Below are 24031 nucleotides of genomic sequence, written 5' to 3' on the forward strand. Positions count from 1 at the left end.
GAGCCGGAAGCGCGTCAGGTCGCGGGAACGGTTGAAGGCGGCCGAGCGTTGCCTTCCGGGTTTGAAACCGGGAGCGCACCCATGCTGTTAGCCACCCTTGCCCGCCGGGTCGTCCGGGAAGGCCGTCTTACGCTCATCGATCACACGGGCCGCGAACATCGCATCGAGGGCGAGCGCGATGGTCCCCGGGCCACGCTGCGTTTCCATACGGCGAAGGCGGAGCGGGCGATGGTGCTCCAGCCCGAGCTTGCGCTCGGCGAGGGCTATATGGACGGCGTCATCACCCCGCAGGACTGCGACATCAGCGATGTCCTGCGCGTGCTGATGCGCAACATGAAGTATCTTGACGGAAACGGCTTCCACCACCGCTTCATGCAAGGCCTGCGGTTTCTCAAGCGCCGCTTCGACCAGCACAACCCGGTCGGAAAGGCGCGCGACAATGTCGCCCATCATTACGACCTGTCGAGCGAGCTCTACGCGCGCTTCCTCGATTCCGACCGCTTCTATTCCTGCGCCTACTTCCCGACCGGCAGGGAAACCCTTGAAGAGGCCCAGGCGGCCAAGGCGCGTCATCTCGCCGCGAAGCTGCGCCTGACGCCGAATGCGCGCGTGCTCGATATCGGTTGCGGCTGGGGGAGCCTGGCCATGCATCTCGTCCGGCTCGGCGCGCAGCGCGTGGACGGGGTCACGCTCTCCACCGAGCAGCACGCCTGGGCGAGCGCGTGGGCCAGGCGCGAGAAGCTGGAGCGCCAGGCCCGCTTCCACCTGCAGGACTATCGCGACGTGGAGAAGCGCTATGACCGCATCGTCTCGGTCGGCATGTTCGAGCATGTCGGGGTCGGCCATTACCGGGAGTATTTCGAGAAGGTCGCCGAGCTCCTGAAGGATGACGGCGTTGCCGTCATCCACTCGATCGGGCGCTCCGGCCCGCCGGGCACGACCAACCCCTGGCTCGCGAAGTACATCTTCCCCGGCGGCTACATCCCGGCCCTCTCCGAGGTCCTGCCGGTGATCGAGAAGACGGGGCTCAAGGTCACCGATGTGGAGGTCCTGCGCCTGCACTACGCCAAGACGCTCAATCACTGGCGGGCGCGCTTCCGGGCGCACTGGGACGAGATCGCCGAGCTCTACGACGAGCGCTTCTGCAGGATGTGGGACTTCTATCTCGCCGGCTCGGAGATGAGCTTCATCGAGGGCGAGATGATGGTGTTCCAGATCCAGCTGGCCAAGACCCATGCAGCCGTGCCGCTGACGCGCGACTACATCCACCGCTTCGAGAACGCTCATCCGCTGGAGCAGACGATGAGCGAGGACAAGGTGGAGCATCCGGCCGAATAGCGCTAATCGCTGTGGCCATGAGCGATGCGCAAACCCCCGAGGCCGGCCGCTGGACCGGGCCACTCCATCTCCTGCCCGTTCGGGTCTATTACGAGGACACCGATTTCACGGGCGTGGTCTATTACGCCAACTATCTCAAGTTCTTCGAGCGCGGGCGTACCGACGCGCTGAGGACGGCCGGGGTAAGCCACGAGCAGCTGCTCCGCGCCGATCCCCCGCTCGGCTTCGCCGTGCGCAGGATCACCGTCGAATACGCCCTGCCGGCGCGCATCGACGACGCGCTCACGGTCGAGACCCGCTTCCTTGAGGCGCGCGGCGCGCGCATGGCCATCGCCCAGCGCATTCTGCGCGGGGACGATCTCATCGCCACGGCCGAGGTGGAAGCCGCCTGCATCGATCTCGACGGCCGGCCGCGGCGGCTGCCGAAATCCGTTTCGCAGGCATTGGCGGCCAGGCTGGACTGAAGGGCTTCCCGCCCGGGAGTGGACGTTATAATATAACGCCGCTCTCCGCAGAGGATAAGCCCATGCCGCCCGGCTCCCATACCATGCTCAGATGCGCAGCCATGGCTCTCGCGCTGCTCGCTCTTGCGCTCGCGGGCTGCGGTCAGCCCAAGCCCGGGCATGCGCGCGCGCCCGAGCGCTTCGTGCCCGCGCCGCCGGGCGAGCCGGAACCGATCGTGTGGAGCGACCTGATCCCGGACGAGGAGCTGGCCGAACTCGAACGCCAGATGAGCCTGATGCAGTACGCGATGCAGCCGGCGGCCGACCACGAGGAGTCCGCGCCGGCGGCGGCGCAGACCGGATCGTCGGCGGTGGTGAGCGAACTCGACGGGCTGCACATTCGCATGCCCGGCTACCTGCTCCCGCTGGATGCGGCCACGCGCGGGCGGGCGAGCGAGTTCCTGCTGGTCCCGTTCTACGGGGCCTGCGTGCATTATCCGCCCCCGCCGCCGAACCAGGTCGTCTATGTCGTGGCCGAAGAGCCGGTGTCGATCGGCGAGATCTGGGAGGCGCGCTGGGTCGAAGGCGTGCTGGAAACCCGGATGGTGGAGAGCGAACTCGCCGACGCGGCCTACACGCTTTACCTGTCGCGCTCGGAACTCTATCGGCCCGGGCGCTGATCGAGATCGAGCCGGCTGCGTTGCGCGGTCAGCACGCCGAAAAAGGGCTCCCTGCCGAGCAGGGCGGCGGCCTCGATCCGCACGAGGCCCGGGAAGGCCTCGAAGACGGGCGCGAAGTCGGCATGGCCGAGCGCGCGCGGCGTGGAACAGGCGAAGCTCCATGCCGCGGCGATGTCGGCATGCGATCCGCCGGCCGGTGCGCCCTCGCGTGAGAAGTGGTCGTGCGCGTGGTCGTGATGATCGTGGCCTGCCTGCCCGGAAGGGTCGTGGCCCTCGGAACCGGGGCCGGAGAACTCGACGCCTGTGAGGGTGCAGCCGGCATCGGCGACAAAGCTCACGAGGGGGGCTCGCATGCGCGCCTCGACGGCCTCCAGCGCGGCGCGTTCGGCGGCATTCGCCGGTTCGCGTTCGAACCCCACGAGATCGCCCGCGGGCGCGATGAGATCGACGCGAAGCGTCCCGTCAGGAGCGAGCACGATCGCGGCTTCGCCCTGCCCGTGGACATGGGCCTGGGCGTGAACGGTCCCGGCCGGCAGCGCCAGGCACGCCAGCACGGCCAGCAGGCTAGTCGATCGCATGGTGGATCTCCCTCTCGGGCGGGAAGGGGCGGAAGTCCGGCCCTGCGGCGGCATGAGCGTGGACCGGATGGCCCCCTGTCACGAGGAGGCTCAGCGACAATCCGGCGGTCAGGCCGAGTGTCAGCGCGCCTGCGGCGCCGGCCGACGGGCGTTCCTGGAACGGGCGCAGGAGATGGCCGGTGACCACGTGCAGCAGCACGCCCGCGCTTGCCGCGGCGAGCGCGTCGATCGCCGCCGGGTCGACCTGCCTGGCGAACTCCCCGAACGCGGCCCCTCCGGTGAGGGTCGTCATGCCGGCCAGCGCGAAGCCTCCAAGGGCAGCCTGACCGGGGGCAAGCCCGGCGCGCTGCAGCAGGACGAATGCCGCGAGCGTCTCGGGAAGCTCGTGCGCGATCAGGGCCGGAAGACTTGCCCAGGACAGGGGGAGCGCTGCGACCGTGACGTGGACCGCCCCGTCGCCGAATGAATGGACCGCGAGCAGCGCCGGGCCGATCCACAGCGCCGCCCCGCTGCCTGCGCGTGCCGCGCCTGCGAACAAGGTGGCCGCCAGGAAGCCGAGCAGGAACCACGCGCCCGCCAGCGGGCTCGCGGACAGCGTTTCCGGCAGGAGGTGCAGGGCGAGCGTGGTGAGCAGAAGTCCCGCCGCCAGCAATTCGGCCTGAACGGTCAGTTCGCGCGAGATCAGCTTGCGAAGCGCAAGCGCTGCGATCGCGGTCGAGGCGCTGACGGCGACGGCAAAGCCGAGGGAGGCAGGCAGGATTTCGGCAGACCAGGGCATGCAGCCGTTATGTTATAACATACGTGGCTTGTCGACCGGTTTTTTCTCTCACCCCGTCCGGCTCTGGCCCGGTACCCATTTCACATCCCTCGCGCCATCGCCGTTGGCGATGCGGCTGGCGACGAAGAGGAGGTCGGACAGGCGGTTGAGATAGCGGATCACCGCGCCGTTCACCGGTTCTCCGGTCGAGGCCAGGGCGACGACGCGTCGCTCGGCCCTGCGCGTCACGGTGCGCGCAAGGTGCAGGCGCGCAGCCGCCTCGCTTCCCCCCGGCAGGACGAAGCTGTCGAGCGGCGCGAGGCGGGCGTTCAGGGCATCGATCTCGGTTTCCAGGCGCTCGACCTGGGCGTCGGTGACGCGCAGCGGCTCCCAGTCGAGTTTCTTGCCGCGGTCGGGGACGCACAGGTCGGCGCCAAGATCGAAAAGATCGTTCTGGATTCGCAGGAAGATCGCCTTTAGCGCCTCGTCTTTGCCGAGCGCGGCGATGGCGAGCCCTAGGGTCGCATTGGCTTCGTCGACCGTGCCGTAGGCTTCGACGCGCGCGTCGTGCTTGTCGACCTCGCTCATGTCGCCGAGCCGGGTGCGGCCGGTGTCGCCGGTCTTGGTGTAGATTTTCGTCAGGCGGACCATCGGCGCCCCCTTCTCGCTGGCGCCGGCCAGCCTAGCCGGAAAACACGCCGCGAAGCCAGAAGATGGCGACGATGATCAGGACCGCGATGAACTGGACCAGCACGCGCAGGCGCATGAGGCGGTTCGACCAGGAACGGCCGAACTCTCCGCCGCGGAACAGGGCGTAGATGCCGGCGACGAGGATCACGAGCACGATCCCCATGGCGATGTAGAGCAGGATGTCGAGGGTCTGGATCATGGTGGCTGATCTAGGCCGATCGCGGCGCGGAGGCAATCGCGGCTGCGCACGCGACTGGACGGCAGTCACGAAATCGCACTCATTTTAGGGTTAAAAGCCGGACGACGATCGTTTATGGCGTTCGCACTGTCAAAACACTTTAGCGACTCGGCTAAATCGTTTAAGTGAACGGTGTTCGCTGAATAGGACCCGGGGGCACCTCATGCGAGGCGATGACAAGGCCAGGCGGATGACGCGGCGCGACATCCGGCGCGAGGCGACCAAGGCGGCGGTCATCGAGGCGGCCCGCGAAGTGTTTCTCCAGCGCGGATATGACGGTACCACGATCAAGCTCATCGCCGACGCTGCCGACGTCTCGCCGGGCACGGTGCTCAACGCCGCCCCGTCCAAGGCCGCGCTGCTGATCCAGATTCTCCAGGAAGAATACGAAGCGATCCAGGAGTCGCTGGACCGGCTGGAGCGTGCGCTGTCCGGCGATGTCGCCGACCGGCTGGTCGCCCTGATGCAGGCGACGCTGGAGGCCCAGACGCGGCACGGCGACCTTTTCGCGGCCGCGATCGGACACGCCTGGCTCTGGAGCGATCCGGTCTACGACGAGACCTTCGGCCAGTTCGACATGGCATGGGCTGCGGTCCGGCGCGTGCTGGACCGGGGCAAGGCGGATGGCGAACTCAGCCCCAGCTGCGACATCGACCAGACTCTGACCGCGCTGCAGGACTTCTATCTCGGCGTCTTCCGCCGCCAGCGTCGCGAACGCATGGACGCCAGCCAGGCCGCCGCGCTCCTGCGCGCGCGTGTCGAACTGATGCTGGGCGGCTGCAAGCCCTGATCAGCCGGTCCGCTCGGTCGGGGTGACCGGGGGCAGGGGGCGGCGGACCCGCTGCGCGATATACACGCCTGCCAGCACCAACCCCGCACCGAGGATCTGGCTCGCGACGAGCGCCTCGCCGAAGATGACCCATCCCGCCGCCGCCGCGACGACGGGCTGGACGAGGATGATCAGCGAGGCGAGGGCGGCCGGCACGCGTCCGAGGCCGAACGCGATCCCGCCCTGGCCGCCGGCGTGCACGACGATCCCGAGTACGAGGAGCGGCAGCCAGCCGGCGAGCGTGTCTGGCAGCAGGCGCTCGCCGAAGGCGAGAGCGACGACGAGTGTGATCACGGCCGCGATCGCGCTCGACCAGACCATGACGAGCGGGGCCGATGCGCCGCGTCTCGCCCAGTGGACGGACAGGATGTAGCTCGCATACCAGAAGGCGGTGAGCGCGGAGAGCAGATCGCCGGCCAGGCGCTCGGGCGCGAGGCGCACATTGGCTGCCGAGAGCAGGACCGCGCCCAGGAGCGCCACGCCGGCCGCGAGGGCGAAGCGCAGCGTGATGCGCTCCTTGAACAGCACCCAGCCCGCGATCGCGACGATGATCGGCGTGAGATTGGCGAGCAGGGTCGCGTTGGCGGCCGTCGTGATCTTGATGCCGGCATGCCAGAAGGCGAGATCGCCGGCGAAGAACACCCCCGCGAGCACGAGCGCGCGCCGGTCCGGCCGGCCGGCGGACGCGCCCTGCTGCCGGCGGGACATGGCGAGCCAGAGGGCGAGCGCGGGCAAAGCCAGGGTCAGGCGCCAGAAGGCGATCGCCTGGGGGCCGAGATCGGACAGCTTCACCATGATCGGCGCAAAGCCGATCAGCACCGCCGAACCGGCCAGTACCACGACGCCGAGCGCCATGCCGCGATCGCGGTCACGCTCGGAATGAGCCGGAAGGGGTTCAGCCATGGCGAGATCCAGCAAGGGGCGGTTGACGCGTTGTGGCATCGCTCGCGGGCAGGCGACAAGGCCCGCCATCGGCGCTAGTCTTCGAAGATGTGCCGCCTGATCGCTCTTCTCGCCGTCGTCCTGACCGCCTGCACGGCCCCGCAATCGCGCGCCGCGGACGGCGAAGGCCGCGTCTATGACGCGGCGGCCGATGCGTCCGTTCAGGTGGATTCAGCACTTGCCGAAGCGCACGAACGCAATGTCAACGCTCTGATCGTCTTCGGTGCGAACTGGTGCCATGACAGCCGCGGGCTCGCCGACCGCCTGACCGGCGAGGGTCGGCTTGCCGAGCGCGCGGCGCGGGATTTCGCGGTGCGCTTCGTCGATATCGGCGAGCGCGACCGCAATCTGGACCAGCTCGCGCGCTTCGGTGTCGAGTGGGTGTTCGGAACCCCAACCGTGGTGATCGCGGCGCCCGATGGGGCGCTTCTGAATGCGACGAGCGTACACGACTGGCGCATGGCCGATTCGGCCGCGGAGGCCGACATCGCGGCCTATCTCTCGCGGTACTCGACGACCCCGGCGCCGCGGGGCCACGCCCATGCCGACATCGACGCGCTGGTCTCGCTCTGGGAGCCGCTTGCGGCGCGCCTCGCCGAAATCGAGGCGGCCGAGGAGCCCGCGGAAATCGCCGAGCGCCGGCGCGCTTACGCGACCGGCTATGCCCGCTCGCGCGCCCGGGCCCTGATGGGGGAGTGGGAGAGCGAGCACGGCGCGATCGCCGACAGCGCCGCGCTCGAGGATCGCGATCCCGCGCTCGACCGCACCGGCGAGATCGCGGCGCGCTTCGCCGGGATCGAGCGCATCGCGCCGGAACGGTTCAGCCCGACCGGAGCGCAGTGAGCTACTCCGTTTCGATCAGACGGAAGCTCAGGAGCAGGGTACGCTGATCGGCGTTGTAGTTATCGTCGGAGATCAGGAAGAGGCGCGGCTCGCCGGCGATCTCGGCGATGGCGGCGCCCTCGATGTTGTCCACCGTCATGTCCGGCTCGAATTCGGCGAGAAGCTCCGGGCCTTCGGCTGCCGAATACGTGCCGCTCACGCGCAGATCCTCCTCGCCCAGCCGGCTGATGCGGATGCGGTTGCCGATCTGGCGCGACCAGAAGCGCTGGATGGCGATGAGTTCGTCCTCGCCCGCGCGGGCGAGGCCGGTCAGGCCGAACCCGTCGGTCAGGCGCACGCTGTGCGCGACCGCGTCGTCGGCGGTGATGCGCCAGACGGTATGCGGCTGGCCCTCCACGATCGGGTATTCGACCGCAGCCCATATCCCGTCCCCGGCCGGCGCGAGCGCCTCGATGCCGCCATTCTCCCGCAGCCGGTTGAGCCCCGGCGGCGTGTTGAAGGGTTCGGGCTCGGCGGTTTCGATTCCCGACCAGTCCTCGCCGATCGTGTAGACGAGAACGCGGTGCTCGCGCTCGAACGAGACCGCGTAGCGGCCTTCCCCGAGCGGGGCGAGACCCTCGGCATCGGCGTGGTCGCCCTCCACCGGCTCGCCCTCGCGGCCCAGCATGGGCGCCAGGCGGGCACCGGCGAGGCCGGTCAGTTCGCCCTCGGCATCGTGGACCAGTCGGGCCGTGAGCCAGTAGCCGCCGTCGGAGATCGCGAGCAGCCGCTCGCCGTCCGGCGACACCTCGATCGCGGACCAGCCGCCGAAAGCGCGTGCGGGAGAGGCGATCTCGATCCCGCCGGCATAGGAGAGGGCACCGATATTGCGCCGGCCGGGGTCGTCCGGGAAGAGGACGACGGGGGTGATCTCGAGCTGAAGCTCCTGCGCCTCGCGCTCGCCGCACGCGGTCAGGGTGAGACCGAGCAGGGCAAGGGTGAGGGGTCGCAGCAGCATGGGTCTACCTTTTCAGTTCGGCGCTCACCGCGCGTCTCACCGCCGAGAGCCGGTCGCCGCCCGATGCAGCGCCCGTACCCCGCTCGCCCGCAGGTGCAGCGCGCGAGCGCTGCCCGCGCCCCCTCCGGCCCGGCTTCTCCTCGAACAGGGCCGCGAGCTGATCGGTCATCGCGCCGGCGAGCTGTTCCACGTCGAGCAGTGTAACCGCCTTTCTGTAATATCGCGTGACATCGTGGCCGATGCCGATGGCGAGCAGTTCCACGCCGGATCGGGTCTCGATCTGTTCGATCACCTCGCGCAGGTGCTTCTCCAGATAGGCCGGAGAGTTCGCCGACTGCGTGCCGTCATCGACCGGTGCGCCGTCGGAGATGACCATCATGATCTTGCGCTGCTCGGGTCGGCCGAGCAGGCGGCGGTGCGCCCAGAGCAGGGCCTCGCCGTCGATGTTCTCCTTCAGCAGGCCGTCGCGCAGCATCAGCCCCAGATTGGGCCGCGAGCGCCGCCACGGCGCGTCGGCGGCCTTGTAGACGATGTGGCGAAGATCGTTGAGCCGCCCCGGATGGGGTGGCTTGCCGGCTTCGAGCCACTTCTCCTTGCTGCGCCCGCCCTTCCAGGCGCGCGTGGTGAAGCCGAGGATCTCGGTCTTCACGCCGACGCGTTCGAGCGTGCGCGCCAGGATGTCGGCACACGCCGCGGCGACCAGGATCGGCCGGCCGCGCATCGAGCCGGAATTGTCGATGAGCAGGGTGACGACCGTGTCGCGGAACTCGGTGTCCTTCTCCTGCTTGAAGGAGAGCGGCAGCATCGGATCCATGATGACGCGGGGCAGGCGCGAGGGATCGAGCACGCCCTCTTCCAGATCGAAGCTCCAGGCGCGCTGCTGCTTGGCGAGCAGCTTTCGCTGCAGCCGGTTGGCGAGCCGGCCGACGGCGCTCTCCAGGCCTTTCAGGTGCTGGTCGAGATTGCGCCGCAGGCGGGCAAGCTCGTCTGTGTCGCACAGATCGGTCGCGGTGATGACCTCGTCGAACTCGGTGGTGAAGACCTTGTAGGCGTTGACGTCCTCGCCGGAGGGGGCGACCCAGTTGGGGCGCGCGGCCTGGACGGCTTCGGACTGTTCCTCCTCGGCGTCGACCTTGGTCTGGCTTTCCTCGGCGAAGGAGATGTCGTCGGTGTCGGCGGCCGAGCCGCGCGCGTCCTCGGGCTGCTCGTCCTCGCCGGTATCGGGTTCGGCCTCGCCCTCCTCCTCGCCGGACTGGGGCTCCTGCTCGACGCCGGAATCGTCTTCCGCCTCGGAGGCTTCGTCCTCCTCGGCCTCTTCGCCGAGTTCCTCGGAAAGGTCGAGATCGCGGATGACCTGTCTGAGGGCCTTCGCGAAGCTCTTCTGGTCGGCCGCGCTCTCGGCGAGCGCGTCCAGCGCCTGCCCGGCCGCCTCTTCGAGATCCTCGCGCCAGACCTTCATGAGACCCTTGGCCGCGTCCGGAGCGGGACGGCCGGAGATGCGCTCGCGCACCAGCATGGAGATCGCGTCGGCGAGCGGGGCCGCCTGGCGGTCCTCGGCGTGCTGCCAGCCCTCGCGCAGGCATTTCTCGATCAGCGAGGCTTCGAGATTGTCGGCCACGCCCTTCATTGCGCGCGCGCCGAGCGCCTCGCAACGCGCCTGCTCGGCGGCCTCGAAGATCTGCTTGCCCCTGGTTCCGGGCGGCAGCGCCCCGGCATGGGTCTCGCTGTCGTGAAGCGCCAGGCGCAGGGCGATCGCGTCGGCCTTGCCGCGCAGCTTCGCCGCCGTGGCCTCGTCGATATCCTCGGGGGGATTGGGCAGCAAGGCACGGCCCTTGACGATGCCCGCAACCTCGCCGCCGAAGCGCACTTCCAGCTCGCGATCTCGCGCGATCGAGCGCGTCGCCGCGGACAGGGCGCGCTTGAAGGTTTCGGCTGGGGTGTGTTCGGTCAATTCGCTTCTCTGCTTCGCCCCTTACGCCGCCCGGCCCGGCTTGACCGGGCTCTCGGGCAGGGTTTCGCCGAAGACGCGCTGATAGAACTCCGCGACGATCGGGCGTTCAAGCTCGTCGCACTTGTTCAGGAAGGTCAGGCGGAAGGCGTTCGCAGTGTCCTGGAAGATCTGCGCGTTCTCCGCCCAGGTCAGCACCGTGCGCGGGCTCATCACGGTGGACAGGTCCCCGTTGATGAAGGCCTCGCGGGTGAGGTCGGCCACCTTGACCATGTCGGCGATCATCTTCCGGCCTTCCTCGCTCTTGCCCTGCTCGCCGAGCTTGGCCTGGACGATGGCGCGCTCGGTCTCGGCGGGCAGGTAGTTGAGCGTGGAGACGATCGACCAGCGGTCCATCTGGCCCTGATTGATCTGCTGGGTGCCGTGATAGAGGCCGGTCGTGTCGCCGAGGCCCACCGTGTTCGTCGTCGCGAACAGGCGGAAATGGCTGTGCGGGTGGATGACGCGGGTCTGGTCGAGCAGGGTGAGCGAACCGGACGCCTCCAGCACGCGCTGGATGACGAACATGACGTCGGGCCGGCCGGCATCGTACTCGTCGAACAGGAGTGCCACGGGGCGCTGCACCGCCCAGGGCAGGATGCCTTCCTGGAACTCGGTGATCTGCTGGCCGTCGCGCACCACGATCTGGTCCTTGCCGACCATGTCGATGCGGCTGACATGGCTGTCGAGATTGACCCGGATCATCGGCCAGTTCAGCCGCGCGGCGACCTGTTCCACGTGCGTGGACTTGCCGGTGCCGTGATAGCCCTGGATCATCACCCGGCGGTTGAAGGCGAACCCGGCGAGGATCGCCCGCGTCGTCGCTTCGTCGAAGACATAGGTCGGATCGATCGCGGGCACGTGCTCGTCGCGAGCAGAGAAGGCCGGCACCTTGAAGCCGGGATCAAATCCGAACAGCGCCTTGCAGTCGGCCGTGGTGTCGGGTTTCAGGGAAGTGAGCAGATCGTCGGTCATAATCATCCAAGCTTGATGCGGGACTCGCACGGGTGCGCATAGTTAGCGCGTGCAGCATGCACTCGCCAGCGAAGATCGGAAAAATCCCCTTCAGGCCATCCCGGCGCTTTTCAGTATCTGGTAGGCCGCGACCACTTTTTGAAGCCTTTCCTCGTGGCTCCTGTCACCGCCGTTGGAATCCGGGTGGTAGGTGCGCACCAACTCGGCATAGCGTTTCCTGACCGCGCTCTTCTCGCAGCCGAACTCCAGGCCGAGCTCGTCGAGCGCCTTCTCCTGCAGCCGGCCGGGACGCGGTCCCTCGTAGACATGGCGGCGCTCATGGCCGGGCGGCGGGCTGTCGCCGAACAGGGAAAAGGGATCGAAGAACGCCTTCTGCCAGTCCACCGAGGCGCGCTCGGCGCGCTTGCGCGGGTTGGAGCCGCGCGAGAAATTCCAGGTCGGCCGGTGGCCGTAGGCCATCGAGTCCTGATAGCTGCGCGCCGCCGATTCACTGAGGCCCTCGAAGAAGTTCCAGGACTTGTTGTACTCGGCCGCGTGCGACTGGCAGAACCAGTGATACTCGTGCAGGCGGTCAGGCCCCTTGGGGGCCCGGCTGTCGGCCTTGCGCTGGCACTTGGGATACTCGCACACCTTCTCCTGCTCCCGGGGCTCGTCCTTCGGGGGCTTGATGCGGATATCCTTGAACCGCGGACGGTATTTGAAGGCCTGCGTCATGGCCCGGTAAGTATGGGGGCGGCGCGGTTGCCGGGCAATGAACAGGTCAGTGAAATGTCAGGAACGAAAGCACGCATCGAGGACCGGCTGAACCGGGTGTTTTCCCCGCAACACCTCAAGGTCACGGACGACAGCGCCAGCCATGCCGGCCATGCCGGCAATCCGCACGGGCGCGGCGAGACGCACTTCACCGTCGAGATCGTCGCCGAGGCCTTCGCCGGAAAGTCCCGCATCGAACGCCACCGCGCGGTGAACCAGGCCCTCGCCGAGGAGCTGGCCGCCGGGCTTCATGCGCTGGCGATCAGGGCGAAGGCGCCCGGGGAGTAGCCCTACCCCTTCACCTCCGGCTCCCGCTTCAGCCGCAGCCTCTGGATCTGGTTCCTGCGGCGTTCGAGGATCTCGAACTGGACGCCGTGGAAGCGGAAGATCTGGCCGGCCTCGGGAATCGTCTGGGCCTCGTGGATGACGAGTCCCGCGACGGTCACGGCCTCGTCGTCGGGCAGGTTCCAGTCGAGCGCGCGGTTGAGGTCGCGGATCGGCACCGTGCCCTCGACGATCACCGTGCCGTCGGGCTGGACGGCCACGCCTTCCAGCGCGATGTCGTGCTCGTCCTCGATCTCGCCGACGATCTCCTCGATGATGTCTTCCAGCGTGATGATGCCCATCAGCGCGCCGTACTCGTCGACGACGAGGGCGAAGTGCTCGCGCTTCTCGCGGAAGGCGGAGAGCTGGTCCAGAAGCTCGGTCGTCTCGGGAATGAACCAGGGCTCGCGCTTGATCGCCTCGATGTCGATCCTGCCCGCGTCCCCGCCGGCCTCGTGCAGGGCGCGGGCGAGGTCGCGCGCGTGCAGCACGCCGACGATGTTCTCCGGATCGCCGCGATAGAGCGGCAGGCGGGTGTGCGGGCTGCTCAGCGCATTGCGCACCAGCGTGTCCGGGCTGTCCTCGATGTCGAGCATGATCAGGGATTTGCGGTGCACCATCACATCGTCGACGGTCAGCTCCCTGAGATCGAGCACGCCGCCGAGCATGTCGCGGTCGACCTTCACCACCCCGCCTTCCTCGTGATGCAGGTCGATCTGGCCGCGGATCTCCTCATGCGCCGACAGCACCGGGCCGGACACGTCGGCGCCGAGCATGCGCAGCGCTCCGCGCACGACCGCCTGCACTGTTGCCACCACGGGCGAGAACAGGATCACCACGATGCGGATGGGCAGCGAGACCGCGAGCGCCATGCGGTCCGGGTTGGAGATCGCATAGGTCTTGGGCATCACCTCGGCGAAGATCAGCACGAGTGCCGTCATCACCAGGGTGGCGATCGGCACGCCGGCCTCGCCGAACATGGCCAGGAACACCGTCGCGGCGATCGTCGAGGCCAGGATGTTCACGAGGTTGTTGCCGAGCAGGATCGCCCCGATCAGGCTCTCCTTGTCCTCGATGAGATGAAGCACGCGCCCGGCCTGCCGGTTGCGGTCGCGATCGAGCGAGAGCATGCGCGCCTTGGAGGTCGCCGTCAGCGCGGTCTCCGAACCGGAGAAGAAGGCGGACAGGCAGAGCAGCACGAGAATCCCGAGCGCAGCCCAGCCCATCCACATCTCGTACTCAACGCTCATCGATGTCCTCTTGGAGAAACGCGGTCAGGTCGCCGGGATCGGCGCCGGGGAAAGCATAGGCCTCGCCGATGGCCCGCGAAAGGATCAGGGTGATCCGGCCCGCCGTGTTCTTCTTGTCCGAGGCCATGCGCGCGACGAGCCTTTGCGGATCGTAGGGCCCGCCGGGCAGATCGCCGATCCGCGTCGGCAGCCCGACCGCGGCGAGATGTGCGGCCGTCCGTTCGCCAACGCCAGGCGGAACGCTCCCGATCCGCTGCGAATATTTCAGGGCGAGCACGAGGCCGAGCGCGACCGCCTCGCCATGGACCAGGGCGCCGGGCCTGGCTTCGGCCTCGAAGGCGTGGCCGAAGGTGTGGCCGAGATTGAGCAGGGCGCGCTGTCCCGCCTCGCGCTCGTCCTGCGCCACGATGCGGGCCTTGAAGCGCACGGCGTCGGCGACGAAGCCGGCGAGGTCGTCAGTCGAGAGCGCCTGTGCGCCGGCGCGCTCCAGGCGTTCGAACAGCGCGGCATCGCCGATCAGGGCCGCCTTGACGATCTCGGCGTAGCCGGCGGCGAGCTCGCGCCGGGGCAGGGTCTGAAGGAAGCCGGAATCGGCGATGACGAGCGAGGGCTGGTGGAAGGCGCCGACGAGGTTCTTGCCCTGGACCGTGTTGATCCCCGTCTTGCCGCCGACGCTGGAATCCACCTGGGCGAGCAGCGTGGTGGGAATCTGCACGAAGCCCGCGCCGCGCTTGACGATGGCGGCCGCAAAGCCGGCGAGGTCGCCGACAGTGCCTCCGCCGAAGGCGATCACCGCCTCGCCGCGCTCGATATTGGCGTCGAGCAGGGCCTCGGTGAGCGCCTGCAGTCCGGCCCAGCTCTTGGCCCGTTCGCCGGCTTCGATCTCGATGATCACCGGTTCGAGCCCGGCCTGGCGCAGCGCGCCTTCCAGGCGGTCGCGATGCAGGCCGAGCGCGTCCCGGTCGGCCGCGACGAGCGCGCGGCCGCGCGGGCACAGGGCCGCGAGCCGGTCGGACGCCGCCTCCAGCGCGCCCGCCCCGATCACCACGTCATAGCTTCGCGCGCCGAGTTCGACGCGTACGCACTGGAGGGCGCTCATGATCCGGCTCCGGCAAGATGGCGTTCCAGGGCGTCGACGATCAGGCCGACGCTGGCCTGGTGGGTGCCCGTCGCGGTGTCGACGGTGATGTCGGCCTCGCCATAGACCGGCGCGCGTTCGGCGAGCAGGCGCGCCATCACGGCCCGCGGATCGCCGGTCTTCAGGAGCGGGCGCGTATTGCGGCGCGTGACGCGGCCCATGAGCGTTTCGAGATCGGCCTGCAGCCAGACCGAGATCGCCTTCTGCTTGATGAGCGCCCTGGTCTGCGGATCGATGAAGGCGCCCCCGCCGAGCGCGAGCACCATCGGCCGCCCCTCATCGAGCAGCCGCGCGATCACCTTGCGCTCGCCTTCGCGGAACGCGGTCTCGCCGAAGTCCGCGAAGATGTCCGAGACCGAACGGCCCGCGGAGAGTTCGATCTCGCGATCCGCATCCTTGAAGTCGAGCCCCAGGCGCTTGGCGAGGCGGCGCCCGACCGTCGTCTTGCCTACGCCCATCAGGCCGACGAGCACGATCGTGCGGTCGAGGCTTCTGACGAAAGGGGCAGGAACGGTATCGGGCATGTCGTCCGATATACGGTGCGGGCAAGCCGCTCGCAATTGCACCGGCAGAGGCGTCTGGAAATCGCCGCATTCGACCGGTTAGACTGGGACTTTGAAGTCAGGCCTCTGTGAGGACCCTTTTGCATGCGCGGATTTCTGATCGGTATCGTCGCCCTGACGCTCATCGTGCTCGGCGGCTTCGGCGTTCTTCTCCTGATGGCCGAGGGTCTCGCGCCCGAGCCGCACGAGGTCCGTATCGAGGTGACCGATGAACTCGGCAGCTAGGCTCGCACTCGCGGCCGCCGCGCTGCTCGCGGCCGGATCGGCCGCCGCCCAGGAGGGCTCGGGGATCGAGGTGCGCCAGCTCGGCACGGTCGACCCCTTCCAGGTGGCGGTGAGCGATGCGCTTCCCGAACGGGTCTGGTCCTCGGGCGATGCGGCGGTGACCGAAGCCGTCCTCGCCGCCCTTCCGGGCATGGACAGCGAGGGCTGGAACGAGGCCGCCGCCGCGCGCCTGGCGGCGCGCGCGCTGCTGTCGGGAGGTCCGCCCCCTCAAGGCGCACAGGACAGCTTCCAGCTTGCCGCGCTGCGGGCCGACCGCGCCCTCGCCGCGGCGGGCGCGCGTCCGGTCTTCACCCTGCTCGAGCGCACACCGCAGCTGAACCAGTCCCCGGCCCTGTCGCGCGTCCATGCCGAGGCCGGTTTCGCGCTCGGCGAGACCGAAGCCGCCTGCCGCAGCGCCGAGCAGCTGCTGACGGGACGCGACCAGCCCTACTGGCTGCGCGCACGCGCGGCGTGCTCGGCCTTCGCCGGCAATATCGCCGCGGCCGAGCTCGCGGCCGAGCTCGCCCGCTCGGTCGAACCGGCCCCGGTCTTCGATACGCTGTTCGACGCGTACACCCTGGATCAGGAACTGCCGGGCGGAACTCGTCCGACGAACGGTCTTGAACTCGCGCTCGCCCATGCCATCGCACCGGACGCCGCGCTTGCCGTCGCCGATGCGGCACCGGGCTGGCTTGCCGAGGCGGCACAGGGTTTCGGTCCCCCGATCGCGCTGCCCGAACTGCTCTCGGAGGCCCTCGAGGCGGCGATGGCGATGGACGGCGCGGAGCGCGCCACCGTGCTCGGTGCCCTGGCAGGCCAGGATCTCGATCGCACGATTGCCGCCGAGGCGCTCGCGGTGCGCCTCGAGGAGGCGGCCGCGTCCGGCCGCTTCGTCGAGGTCGCGCGTGCCTATGGCGACGAGGTCGCGACCCTGCCGATCACCGGCGACACGCTGGCCTACGGCAGGCATTTCGTGCTCGCCGCCATCCTGGCGGGCGATCTCGACAGCGCTCGGATATGGCGCGAAGCGCTGTTCGACGGGCCGCCCGCGGCCGAGCCGGAGGCGCCCGCGGGTCTTCCCGATCTTGCCGGGCCAGGCGCGATCGAGGCCCCGGCCGGGCTCACCCCGCCGGCCTCCGCCAAGCCCCTCTTCGAGCCGCAGGACAGCTGGACGCCGCCGTCCGCCGAGACCCTCGTCGCGCTCGATTATGCGCTCGCGATCGCCGAGGGCGAGATTTCCGGCCCGGCCTTCGAGGCGCTGCTTCTCGCCCGGATAGAGGGGGGTGAAGCCGACCGGCTGGCGGAGGCCGCGGGGCTCGTCCCGCTGGGGGCTCCGGTACCGGCGCGCCTGCGCCTGGCGCTGCAGCCTGTCCTGGCCACGGAGGCGCAGCCCGCCGGGAACGGCGGGGAGGTGGATGAGGCGGCAGGCCCGGCCGGGCCCGTCCCGGCGGCACCCGATGCCGCCGGAGCCCTCGTGTCGGCGGCTGCCGGTGCGCTTGCCGAGAGCCAGCTGCAGGCCGCCCGCACGGTCGAGGCGCTCGGCGTCAGTCCGCGCGGCCTCGCGCTCGCTGCCTTCGTCCTCGCCGAGGCCGGTCTGGAGGACGAGGCGCGCCGCCTGGTTCTGGAGGTGGTGGCCGAGGGGGCGATGTGAGCACGCGTACGGTCGCGCTGTTCCTCGACATGATGGCCGCGGAACGCGGCGCCGCCAGGAATACGCTGGAGGCCTACCGGCGCGATCTCGAGGACATCGCACTGCGGCTCGCCGGGACCGGCGCCGATCTCGACGGCGCGCGCACCGAGGATCTAGAGGCGGTCTTCGCCCGCATGGCCCGCGACGGGCTCTCCGCGGCGACCGCGGCGCGCCGGCTGTCCGCCGCGCGGCGCTTCTACCGCTTCCTCTTGAAGGAGGGCCTGCGCAGCGACGACCCGGCCGCCGGAATGAAGGGCCCGAAAAAGGCCCGGCCCCTCCCGAAAACGCTCTCCGAGGGCGAGGTCGACGTCCTGTTTGCCGCCGCGGAGCTTCTGGAGGGCGCCGGCGGGCTTCGCACCCGCGCCCTGCTCGAGCTGCTCTATGCGGGCGGGTTGCGTGTGAGCGAGCTCGTCTCGCTTCCACTTGCCGCCTTCGCGCGTGCCGAGCGCTGCATCCTGGTGACGGGAAAGGGCGGGCGCGACCGGCTGGTGCCGATGACCGACAGCGCGATCGCGGCAGTCACCGCCTACAAATCGGTGCGCGAACGCCATCTGCCCAAGCCGGCCAGCCCCGCTTACCGGCGGGCTGCGGGTTTCCTCTTCCCCTCCGCCACCGCGAAGACCGGTCATCTCACCCGCGAGCGCTTCGCCCAGATTCTCGCCGAACTCGCGCTCGCGGCAGGACTCGATCCTGCGCGTGTCAGTCCGCACGTCCTGCGCCACGCCTTCGCCACGCATCTGCTCGCAAACGGGGCGGATCTGCGCACCGTGCAAACCCTGCTCGGCCATGCCGACGTCTCCACGACGGAAATCTACACCCATGTGCTGGAGGCGCGCCTGAAGGCGCTCGTCCACGACGTCCACCCGCTCGCACGCAAATAGCGGCCTCCCGCTTGCAGCGGCCTGCGATTGCGAAACGAAAGCGCCCCGGCTAGTTTGCGCGCCTCGCGCGCCGCTGGTATGGGGCGCGGCATTGTCAGCCGCGGCAAGTGCCGGGCGCCAGCTCATTCAAGGCCCGATGTCGAATCCTGCGCGTACCTATCTCGATTTCGAACGTCCGATCGCCGAACTCGATTCCAAGATCGAGGAACTCGAGGCGGTTCTCGCCAGGAGCGGGGAGGACGCCCCGGACGTCGCCGAGGAAATCGCCAAGCTGCGCCAGAAGTCGGCGGACCAGCTCAAGACGCTGTATTCGCGTCTCGATCCCTGGCGCAAGACCCTGGTCGCCCGCCATCCCGAGCGTCCGCACCTGCGCGACTATCTCGAGCACCTCGTTACCGATTTCGAGGAACTCGCCGGCGACCGGCGCTTCGGCGAGGATTATGCCGTGATCGGCGGGCTCGGCCGGCTTCGCGGCCGCCCGGTGGTGGTCATGGGCCACGAGAAGGGCAACGACACCCAGAGCCGTATCCGGCACAATTTCGGCATGGCCCGGCCGGAAGGCTATCGCAAGGCGATCCGGCTCATGGATCTCGCCGAGCGATTCGATCTGCCGGTCGTCACCTTCGTGGACACCGCCGGGGCCTATCCCGGGATCGGCGCCGAGGAGCGCGGCCAGTCCGAAGCCATCGCCCGCTCGACCGAGCGCTGCCTGACGCTGGGCACGCCGATGGTCTCGGTGATCACGGGTGAAGGCGGCTCGGGTGGGGCGGTGGCGATCGCTTCGGCGAACACGGTGATGATGCTGGAGCACTCGATCTATTCGGTGATCAGCCCGGAAGGTTGCGCCTCCATCCTCTGGCATGACGGCGCGCGCGCGAAGGACGCGGCGGTGGCGATGAAGATCACGGCGCAGGATCTGGTCTCGCTGAAGATCGTCGACCAGATCATTCCCGAGCCGGTCGGCGGCGCGCATCGCGACAAGATCAAGACGATGGACCGGGTCGGCGATGCGATCGAGACCGAGCTGTCCCATCTCGACGGGCTGGACGCGAACACGCTGCGCCAGCGCCGTCGCGAGCGTTTCCTGGCGATCGGCCGCAGCCTGATGGAAACGAGCTGACGCGTGATCAGGTGAGGTGGAAACCGGTTTGCCGGTCCGCTTCCCGCGACCGCTCGGAAACCTGGAGCGCGGGCGCTCTGTCCGAAGCGATCCTGCCCTAGAAGGCCTCGCCTTCGCGGGTTCCGGGGCTGCCGAACGGCAGCAGCGAGGCGACCGTCTTCCATTGCGAGACGATGCCCATCAGCAGCAGCAGCGCCACGGCGAGCGCGAAGCCGGCCGCCTGCAGCTGCACCGGCCCGTAGTCGCGACGGGTAACGATGTACCAGCCCGGCGCGTCCAAGCGGATGTAGCCGACGAGCCCGCTGCTCACCGGATCCTCGACGACCCCGCTCGCCTGGCCGTGGCCCGTCACGGCCCGGGCCAGCGCGCGGGGCTGGAACTGGGCGGAGACGGCGTCCACGCGCGCTTCCGAGATGGTCGAGCCGTCCATCAGGTCGGCATGGGCCACGAGCACGCCGTCATGGGTCACCACGAGGTCGCTCGGATTGGATACGACGCCCTGCAGATAGGCGGTCAGGTCGAGCGTCATGCCGACCGCGCCGAGATGGCGCCCGTTGATGCGCGCCGGCGTGTGGCAGCCGATCGACATCACCCGCTCCTCGCGTCGGTAGAGCAGGCTTTCCAGCCCGGTGCAGACGGTGTGTCCCATCGGATTGTTTTCCGGCTGGACGATCTGGATCATCGGCACGTCGTGAAAGTCGAAATCGGCCGGCGCGTCCTGACGGTAATAGCTCAGCCGGTCCTCTCGCCGGGGACCGAACATCACCATGTTGTTCTCGTCGTCGGTGAAATAGACATTGTCGAACCGGTCGACGAGCGCGGGGCCGGCCTGGCGGATCGCCGAGTAGGCGGCCGCGAACACGCGCACCCGCTCCGCATCGAGACCCTCGCGCATACCCATGAAGCCGCCGACGCCGTAGGTCACGACCCCGTCGGCGGAGACGAAGCCGTCATAGAGATCGGGCGGGGTCCGACGCGTCCCGTCGCCGTAATCGACGAAGGCGCGCTCGAAGATGGCCTGCGCGGCTTCGGAGTCCAGCGCCCGGTAGCTGCGGTCGAACAGGTCGAGTACCGAGGTCTGTGCCGCGATGACGTCGGCGAACAAATCCTGCTCGGCCGCCGCGCGCTGCTCGATCAGGCTCTCCATCTCGGCACGCGCGTCGTCCTTTATGCCCTTGAGGACCGCGTCATAAGTGAGAAATCCGGCGACGCCGCCGGCGAGGAGTCCGGCGCCGACCGCGATCGCCAGTGCGAACCGCTGTCCAGTCATCTTCGGTGTCTCCGCCCCTTCAAGTCTCTTTATCCCTTCAGCATGGCCGGGATGGGTGAACGTAGGCTTACCAGGCGGGGTTAATTTTCCGGTTAGCGCGTCAACTCGTGGACGAGGCGGGGGAGGAAACGCCCGGGCACGGCCTCCGAGGGCCGATCGCCGAGATAGCGTGCGCCCATCGCCTCGTAGAAGCCGCGTGCGAAGGGATCGGACAGGATCGTCATGCGCTGCGCGCCGCGCCGGCGCGCGGTCTCGGTCGCCCAGGCGTAGAGATGCCGGCCCACCCCGGTCCCGATGGATTGCGGATCGATGAAGAGCAAGTCGAGTTCGCACCCCCCGCCCGAAACGGCGCCGATCTGGGCGACGCCGGCCGTTATCGCGCCGAGGCGCGCGACCCGCACGCGATCCTCGCCGATGGCCTCGGGGGCGAGCCCGAGCCAGCGCGCCATGATCTCCATCATGGCGTCGTCATAGCCCCAATGGGCCTTGGATCGCAGGATCAGGGAATCGAGCGCGGCGCGCTCCCCTGGCTGGGGCGCCTCGATGCGCAGCGTCTCAGACCGCGCTGACTGATCCATGGCAGTGCTTGAACTTCTTGCCCGAGCCGCACGGGCAGGGCGCGTTGCGCGCGATCTTGCCCCAGGTCTCGGGCCTGTCCGCGTCGAAGGCGTCCCCGGCCGCGGCCGAGCGCGCCGCGCCGGCGAGCACGCCCTGGGTCGGGGGCGTCGGCGGAGCCCCCTCGGGGCGCATCTCGTTGCGGCCCGTCTGAGGATCGCGATGGACCGGCGTGATGTCCTGCGGCGGGCGAGGCGGCGCCATGCCGGCCGGCTCGATCCGGATGTTCGACAGGATGCGCGTGGTTTCGAAGCGCAGCTCGTCGAGCAGGTGCTCGAACAGGGAGAAGGCCTCGGTCTTGAACTCGTTGAGCGGATCGCGCTGGGCGTAGCCGCGCAGCCCGATCACCGAGCGCAGCGCATCGAGCTGCTGCAGGTGCTCGCGCCAGTGCAGGTCGATGGTCTGGAGCAGGATCTGCTTCTCGATCCTGCGCATCAGTTCCGGGCCGGTATTGGCGGCCTTTTCTGCGTAGGACTCGCTCTGCGCCTTGTTGAGGCGTTCCAGGATCTCCTCGTCGGCGATGCCTTCCTCCCCGGCCCAGTCCACGATGGGCAGATCGAGGGCGAAATACTTCTTCACGTCCTCGGCCAGCCCCTCGCTGTCCCACTGGTCGGGATAGGCCTTGGGCGGAATGTGGCGGCGCACGATGTCCTCGGCGACCTGCTCGCGCATGTCCTTGATGACGTCGGTGACGTTCTGCGAGGTCATGAACTCGATGCGCTGCTCGAAGATCGCCTTGCGCTGGTCGTTCATGACATCGTCGTACTTGAGGATGTTCTTGCGGATGTCGAAATTGCGCGCCTCGACCTTCTTCTGCGAGGTCTCCACCGCCTTGCTCATCCAGGGGTGCTGGATGGCCTCGCCCTCCTTCATCCCCATCGTGCGCATGATCGCGTCCAGCCGTTCGGGCGCGAAGATGCGCAACAGGTCGTCCTCCACCGAGATGAAGAATTTCGAGCGGCCGGGATCGCCCTGGCGTCCCGAACGTCCGCGCAGCTGGTTGTCGATGCGCCGGCTCTCGTGGCGCTCCGTGCCGATGACGTAGAGGCCGCCCGCCTCGAGGGCCTGCTTCTTCTTCTCCGCGACGTCGGCCGCGATCTTCTCGCGCTCGGCCTTGATCTCGTCCTCGGTCGGCTCCTTGCCCTTCTGCTTCTGCTGCTCGACCCAGTCCGCGATGCGGTAGTCGACATTGCCGCCGAGCTGGATGTCGGTGCCGCGGCCGGCCATGTTGGTGGCGATGGTCACCGCACCGGGCACGCCGGCCTGGGCGATGATCGAGGCTTCCTGCTCGTGATAGCGCGCATTGAGCACCTGGTGCTTGATCTTGCGCTTCTTCAGGAGGTCGGAGAGCGTTTCGGATTTCTCGATCGAGACGGTACCGACCAGGATGGGCTGGCCCTTCGCGTTCGCTTCCTCGATGGAGGCGATGATCGCGTCGTACTTCTCCTTCGCGGTGCGATAGAGCTCGTCTTCCTCGTCGAGGCGCGCGATCGGCTTGTTGGTAGGGATCTCCACCACGCCGAGCCCGTAGATGGAGTCGAACTCGCCCGCTTCGGTCGCGGCCGTGCCGGTCATGCCGGCGAGCTTGTCGTAGAGGCGGAAATAGTTCTGGAAGGTGATCGAGGCGAGGGTCTGGTTCTCCGGCTGGATGTCCACGCCTTCCTTGGCCTCGATCGCCTGGTGCAGGCCGTCGGACAGGCGCCGTCCCGGCATCATGCGCCCGGTGAACTCGTCGATCAGGATCACCTTGTCCTCGCGCAGGATGTAATCCTTGTCCTTCTTGAAGATCGTGTGGGCTTTCAGCGCCTGGTTGAGGTGATGGACCGTGGCGACGTTCTCCACGTCGTAGAGTTCGCCGCTCTCGAGCAGGCCCTTCTCCCGCAGGATCTCCTCGACATGCTCGTTGCCCTCCTCGGTGAAGCTGACCGAGCGCGACTTCTCGTCGACGGTGTAGTCCTCCTCGTCCAGCAGCGGGATCAGCGCATCGATCGTCTTGTAGAACTCCGTCCGGTCCTCGGTGCGCCCGGAGATGATCAGCGGCGTGCGCGCCTCGTCGATCAGGATGGAGTCCACCTCGTCGACGATCGCGTAGGCGTGGGTCGCCTTGTCCGCCTCGCGCCCGCCGAACTGGACCATGTCCTTGAGCGCGTACTTCATGTTGTCGCGCAGATAGTCGAAGCCGAGTTCGTTGTTGGTGCCGTAGGTGATGTCGCAGGCGTAGTTGCGGCGGCGCTCCTCGTCCATCATGCCGTTGAGGATCACGCCGGTCGTCATGCCGAGCTTGGCGAACACACGGCCCATCCACTCGGAGTCGCGCCTGGCGAGGTAGTCGTTGACGGTGACCACGTGCACGCCCTTGCCCGGCAGGGCGTTGAGATAGGCGGCGAGAGTGGAGACCAGCGTCTTGCCCTCGCCGGTCTTCATCTCGGCGATATCGCCCTGGTGCAGCACCATGCCGCCCATCAGCTGGACGTCGTAATGGCGCTGGCCCAGCGACCGCTTGGCGGCCTCGCGCACCGCCGCGAAGGCCTCGTGCAGGAGATCGTCGAGCTTCTCGCCCGTCCCGAGCCGCTCGCGGAACTCGCCCGTCTTCGCCTTCAGCTGCTCGTCGGAGAGCGCCTCGAACTCGGGTTCGAGCGCGTTGATCTTCTGCACGTCCTTGGCCATCTGCTTGATGGCGCGGTCGTTGGATGAACCGAAGAGCTTGCGGGCGATGGAGAGCATGACGTAATGAGCCTTGGGGCGAAGGTCGAAACGAGCGGCTGGATGACCGGTAGGGCGCTGCCCGTCGAGGGACACGCTTGCGGTTCCCGGCCGGAAATAGGGTCTTCGGTGACTTAAGGAGGCCTTCAATTCGTGTCAATCG

General features: G+C 68.5%; 25 protein-coding genes. 10 read left to right on the forward strand and 15 right to left on the reverse strand.

Features of this window, described 5'->3' with window-relative positions:
* The first annotated feature begins 81 nt into the window (after positions 1-81).
* The 3 genes from JW792_RS16270 to JW792_RS16280 all read left to right on the forward strand — a co-directional run bounded on the left by JW792_RS16270 (position 82) and on the right by JW792_RS16280 (position 2461).
* Positions 82-1338 (forward strand): SAM-dependent methyltransferase, encoded by a 1257-nt coding sequence (locus tag JW792_RS16270; RefSeq protein WP_135994755.1) that lies wholly within the window; start codon positions 82-84, stop codon positions 1336-1338.
* Positions 1339-1355: 17 nt separating this feature from the next.
* Entirely contained in the window at positions 1356-1802 is a 447-nt protein-coding gene (gene ybgC / locus JW792_RS16275) for a tol-pal system-associated acyl-CoA thioesterase (protein ID WP_135994754.1), read from the forward strand.
* A 101-nt stretch (positions 1803-1903) separates the two neighbouring features.
* A complete protein-coding gene (locus tag JW792_RS16280; RefSeq protein ID WP_158291531.1) occupies positions 1904-2461 on the forward strand; it encodes a DUF3299 domain-containing protein in 558 nt (185 codons plus the stop codon).
* Here JW792_RS16280 and JW792_RS16285 read toward each other — a convergent pair.
* From JW792_RS16285 to JW792_RS16300, 4 genes are read right to left on the reverse strand one after another with little or no spacing between them, the layout of a single operon-like run.
* Positions 2443-3039 carry a ZrgA family zinc uptake protein gene (locus JW792_RS16285; RefSeq protein ID WP_158291530.1) on the reverse strand — a complete coding sequence of 199 codons (597 nt, stop codon included), beginning with the start codon at positions 3037-3039 and terminating at the stop codon, positions 2443-2445. The two genes, JW792_RS16280 and JW792_RS16285, sit on opposite strands and share 19 nt — an antisense overlap.
* Positions 3026-3817: a ZIP family transporter gene (locus JW792_RS16290; RefSeq protein WP_135994751.1), complete on the reverse strand. Its 792-nt coding sequence runs from the start codon at positions 3815-3817 to the stop codon at positions 3026-3028. Before JW792_RS16290 ends, JW792_RS16285 begins: the two co-directional genes overlap by 14 nt.
* A gap of 48 nt (positions 3818-3865) precedes the next feature.
* Entirely contained in the window at positions 3866-4447 is a 582-nt protein-coding gene (locus JW792_RS16295) for a cob(I)yrinic acid a,c-diamide adenosyltransferase (RefSeq protein ID WP_135994750.1), read from the reverse strand.
* A 31-nt stretch (positions 4448-4478) separates the two neighbouring features.
* Positions 4479-4685, reverse strand: a complete 207-nt coding sequence (locus tag JW792_RS16300; protein ID WP_135994749.1) for a twin transmembrane helix small protein — start codon at positions 4683-4685, stop codon at positions 4479-4481.
* A 202-nt stretch (positions 4686-4887) separates the two neighbouring features.
* On the opposite strand from JW792_RS16300, the gene JW792_RS16305 reads away from it, so the two are divergent.
* Entirely contained in the window at positions 4888-5514 is a 627-nt protein-coding gene (locus tag JW792_RS16305) for a TetR/AcrR family transcriptional regulator (protein WP_135994748.1), read from the forward strand.
* On the opposite strand, the gene JW792_RS16310 is transcribed toward JW792_RS16305, so the two are convergent.
* The gene (locus JW792_RS16310; RefSeq protein WP_158291529.1) at positions 5515-6456 is read right to left on the reverse strand and encodes a DMT family transporter; all 942 of its coding nucleotides are present in this window, start codon (positions 6454-6456) and stop codon (positions 5515-5517) included.
* An 87-nt stretch (positions 6457-6543) separates the two neighbouring features.
* Between JW792_RS16310 and JW792_RS16315 the strand changes: the two genes are divergently transcribed.
* Positions 6544-7338 carry a thioredoxin family protein gene (locus JW792_RS16315; RefSeq protein ID WP_135994746.1) on the forward strand — a complete coding sequence of 265 codons (795 nt, stop codon included), beginning with the start codon at positions 6544-6546 and terminating at the stop codon, positions 7336-7338.
* Between the two features lies 1 nt (position 7339).
* Here the strand turns inward: JW792_RS16315 and JW792_RS16320 are convergent, their stop codons facing one another.
* The 4 genes from JW792_RS16320 to JW792_RS16335 form a co-directional block, all read right to left on the reverse strand.
* Positions 7340-8335 carry an esterase-like activity of phytase family protein gene (locus tag JW792_RS16320; protein WP_135994745.1) on the reverse strand — a complete coding sequence of 332 codons (996 nt, stop codon included), beginning with the start codon at positions 8333-8335 and terminating at the stop codon, positions 7340-7342.
* Between the two features lie 4 nt (positions 8336-8339).
* Complete coding sequence (gene cobT, locus JW792_RS16325; protein WP_135994744.1) at positions 8340-10286, reverse strand: cobaltochelatase subunit CobT; 1947 nt, start codon at positions 10284-10286, stop codon at positions 8340-8342.
* 21 nt (positions 10287-10307) lie between these two features.
* Complete coding sequence (gene cobS / locus JW792_RS16330; protein ID WP_135994743.1) at positions 10308-11297, reverse strand: cobaltochelatase subunit CobS; 990 nt, start codon at positions 11295-11297, stop codon at positions 10308-10310.
* 90 nt (positions 11298-11387) lie between these two features.
* Positions 11388-12011, reverse strand: coding sequence for a J domain-containing protein (locus tag JW792_RS16335; RefSeq protein ID WP_135994742.1), 624 nt, complete (start codon positions 12009-12011; stop codon positions 11388-11390).
* Positions 12012-12065: 54 nt separating this feature from the next.
* Here JW792_RS16335 and JW792_RS16340 point away from each other — a divergent pair, with 54 nt between their 5' ends.
* Entirely contained in the window at positions 12066-12338 is a 273-nt protein-coding gene (locus JW792_RS16340) for a BolA family protein (RefSeq protein ID WP_135994741.1), read from the forward strand.
* Positions 12339-12340: 2 nt separating this feature from the next.
* Here the strand turns inward: JW792_RS16340 and JW792_RS16345 are convergent, their stop codons facing one another.
* Genes JW792_RS16345 through JW792_RS16355 form a run of 3 tightly spaced genes read right to left on the reverse strand, consistent with a single transcriptional unit; the run spans position 12341 to position 15286 of the window.
* Complete coding sequence (locus JW792_RS16345; RefSeq protein WP_135994740.1) at positions 12341-13624, reverse strand: HlyC/CorC family transporter; 1284 nt, start codon at positions 13622-13624, stop codon at positions 12341-12343.
* Positions 13614-14723 (reverse strand): 3-dehydroquinate synthase, encoded by a 1110-nt coding sequence (gene aroB / locus JW792_RS16350; RefSeq protein WP_135994739.1) that lies wholly within the window; start codon positions 14721-14723, stop codon positions 13614-13616. The genes JW792_RS16345 and aroB overlap by 11 nt, the downstream gene beginning before the upstream one ends.
* Positions 14720-15286: a shikimate kinase gene (locus JW792_RS16355; protein ID WP_135994738.1), complete on the reverse strand. Its 567-nt coding sequence runs from the start codon at positions 15284-15286 to the stop codon at positions 14720-14722. Before JW792_RS16355 ends, aroB begins: the two co-directional genes overlap by 4 nt.
* 123 nt (positions 15287-15409) lie before the next feature.
* Between JW792_RS16355 and JW792_RS16360 the strand changes: the two genes are divergently transcribed.
* From JW792_RS16360 to JW792_RS16375, 4 genes are all read left to right on the forward strand, one after another.
* Positions 15410-15550: a hypothetical protein gene (locus tag JW792_RS16360; protein ID WP_158291528.1), complete on the forward strand. Its 141-nt coding sequence runs from the start codon at positions 15410-15412 to the stop codon at positions 15548-15550.
* A complete protein-coding gene (locus tag JW792_RS16365) occupies positions 15534-17240 on the forward strand; it encodes a hypothetical protein (RefSeq protein ID WP_135994737.1) in 1707 nt (568 codons plus the stop codon). Before JW792_RS16360 ends, JW792_RS16365 begins: the two co-directional genes overlap by 17 nt.
* Positions 17237-18160: a tyrosine recombinase gene (locus JW792_RS16370; RefSeq protein ID WP_135994736.1), complete on the forward strand. Its 924-nt coding sequence runs from the start codon at positions 17237-17239 to the stop codon at positions 18158-18160. Before JW792_RS16365 ends, JW792_RS16370 begins: the two co-directional genes overlap by 4 nt.
* A 136-nt stretch (positions 18161-18296) precedes the next feature.
* Positions 18297-19280: an acetyl-CoA carboxylase carboxyltransferase subunit alpha gene (locus JW792_RS16375; RefSeq protein ID WP_135994735.1), complete on the forward strand. Its 984-nt coding sequence runs from the start codon at positions 18297-18299 to the stop codon at positions 19278-19280.
* Positions 19281-19377: 97 nt separating this feature from the next.
* Here JW792_RS16375 and JW792_RS16380 read toward each other — a convergent pair whose 3' ends face one another.
* The 3 genes from JW792_RS16380 to secA all read right to left on the reverse strand — a co-directional run bounded on the left by JW792_RS16380 (position 19378) and on the right by secA (position 23889).
* The gene (locus tag JW792_RS16380; RefSeq protein WP_135994734.1) at positions 19378-20550 is read right to left on the reverse strand and encodes a hypothetical protein; all 1173 of its coding nucleotides are present in this window, start codon (positions 20548-20550) and stop codon (positions 19378-19380) included.
* Positions 20551-20642: 92 nt separating this feature from the next.
* On the reverse strand, positions 20643-21128 hold the full coding sequence (locus JW792_RS16385) for a GNAT family N-acetyltransferase (RefSeq protein ID WP_135994733.1): 486 nt from the start codon (positions 21126-21128) through the stop codon (positions 20643-20645).
* On the reverse strand, positions 21106-23889 hold the full coding sequence (gene secA, locus JW792_RS16390; RefSeq protein WP_135994732.1) for a preprotein translocase subunit SecA: 2784 nt from the start codon (positions 23887-23889) through the stop codon (positions 21106-21108). Before secA ends, JW792_RS16385 begins: the two co-directional genes overlap by 23 nt.
* Positions 23890-24031: the final 142 nt, after the last annotated feature.

Source organism: Marinicauda algicola, assembly GCF_017161425.1.
Taxonomy (GTDB): domain Bacteria; phylum Pseudomonadota; class Alphaproteobacteria; order Caulobacterales; family Maricaulaceae; genus Marinicauda; species Marinicauda algicola.

Excerpts from the sequence above, each read along its gene's own strand:
- aroB (WP_135994739.1), bottom strand. The coding sequence starts at position 14,723 with ATGAGCGCCCTCCAGTGCGTACGCGTCGAACTCGGCGCGCGAAGCTAT.
- cobS (WP_135994743.1), bottom strand. The coding sequence starts at position 11,297 with ATGACCGACGATCTGCTCACTTCCCTGAAACCCGACACCACGGCCGAC.
- ybgC (WP_135994754.1), top strand. The coding sequence starts at position 1,356 with ATGAGCGATGCGCAAACCCCCGAGGCCGGCCGCTGGACCGGGCCACTC.
- JW792_RS16315 (WP_135994746.1), top strand. The coding sequence starts at position 6,544 with ATGTGCCGCCTGATCGCTCTTCTCGCCGTCGTCCTGACCGCCTGCACG.
- JW792_RS16270 (WP_135994755.1), top strand. The coding sequence starts at position 82 with ATGCTGTTAGCCACCCTTGCCCGCCGGGTCGTCCGGGAAGGCCGTCTT.
- JW792_RS16375 (WP_135994735.1), top strand. The coding sequence starts at position 18,297 with ATGTCGAATCCTGCGCGTACCTATCTCGATTTCGAACGTCCGATCGCC.
- JW792_RS16280 (WP_158291531.1), top strand. The coding sequence starts at position 1,904 with ATGGCTCTCGCGCTGCTCGCTCTTGCGCTCGCGGGCTGCGGTCAGCCC.
- JW792_RS16295 (WP_135994750.1), bottom strand. The coding sequence starts at position 4,447 with ATGGTCCGCCTGACGAAAATCTACACCAAGACCGGCGACACCGGCCGC.
- JW792_RS16355 (WP_135994738.1), bottom strand. The coding sequence starts at position 15,286 with ATGCCCGATACCGTTCCTGCCCCTTTCGTCAGAAGCCTCGACCGCACG.
- JW792_RS16290 (WP_135994751.1), bottom strand. The coding sequence starts at position 3,817 with ATGCCCTGGTCTGCCGAAATCCTGCCTGCCTCCCTCGGCTTTGCCGTC.
- JW792_RS16300 (WP_135994749.1), bottom strand. The coding sequence starts at position 4,685 with ATGATCCAGACCCTCGACATCCTGCTCTACATCGCCATGGGGATCGTG.
- JW792_RS16345 (WP_135994740.1), bottom strand. The coding sequence starts at position 13,624 with ATGAGCGTTGAGTACGAGATGTGGATGGGCTGGGCTGCGCTCGGGATT.
- JW792_RS16360 (WP_158291528.1), top strand. The coding sequence starts at position 15,410 with ATGCGCGGATTTCTGATCGGTATCGTCGCCCTGACGCTCATCGTGCTC.
- JW792_RS16310 (WP_158291529.1), bottom strand. The coding sequence starts at position 6,456 with ATGGCTGAACCCCTTCCGGCTCATTCCGAGCGTGACCGCGATCGCGGC.
- JW792_RS16305 (WP_135994748.1), top strand. The coding sequence starts at position 4,888 with ATGCGAGGCGATGACAAGGCCAGGCGGATGACGCGGCGCGACATCCGG.
- JW792_RS16365 (WP_135994737.1), top strand. The coding sequence starts at position 15,534 with ATGAACTCGGCAGCTAGGCTCGCACTCGCGGCCGCCGCGCTGCTCGCG.
- JW792_RS16380 (WP_135994734.1), bottom strand. The coding sequence starts at position 20,550 with ATGACTGGACAGCGGTTCGCACTGGCGATCGCGGTCGGCGCCGGACTC.
- JW792_RS16320 (WP_135994745.1), bottom strand. The coding sequence starts at position 8,335 with ATGCTGCTGCGACCCCTCACCCTTGCCCTGCTCGGTCTCACCCTGACC.
- JW792_RS16340 (WP_135994741.1), top strand. The coding sequence starts at position 12,066 with ATGTCAGGAACGAAAGCACGCATCGAGGACCGGCTGAACCGGGTGTTT.
- JW792_RS16335 (WP_135994742.1), bottom strand. The coding sequence starts at position 12,011 with ATGACGCAGGCCTTCAAATACCGTCCGCGGTTCAAGGATATCCGCATC.
- JW792_RS16285 (WP_158291530.1), bottom strand. The coding sequence starts at position 3,039 with ATGCGATCGACTAGCCTGCTGGCCGTGCTGGCGTGCCTGGCGCTGCCG.
- secA (WP_135994732.1), bottom strand. The coding sequence starts at position 23,889 with ATGCTCTCCATCGCCCGCAAGCTCTTCGGTTCATCCAACGACCGCGCC.
- JW792_RS16385 (WP_135994733.1), bottom strand. The coding sequence starts at position 21,128 with ATGGATCAGTCAGCGCGGTCTGAGACGCTGCGCATCGAGGCGCCCCAG.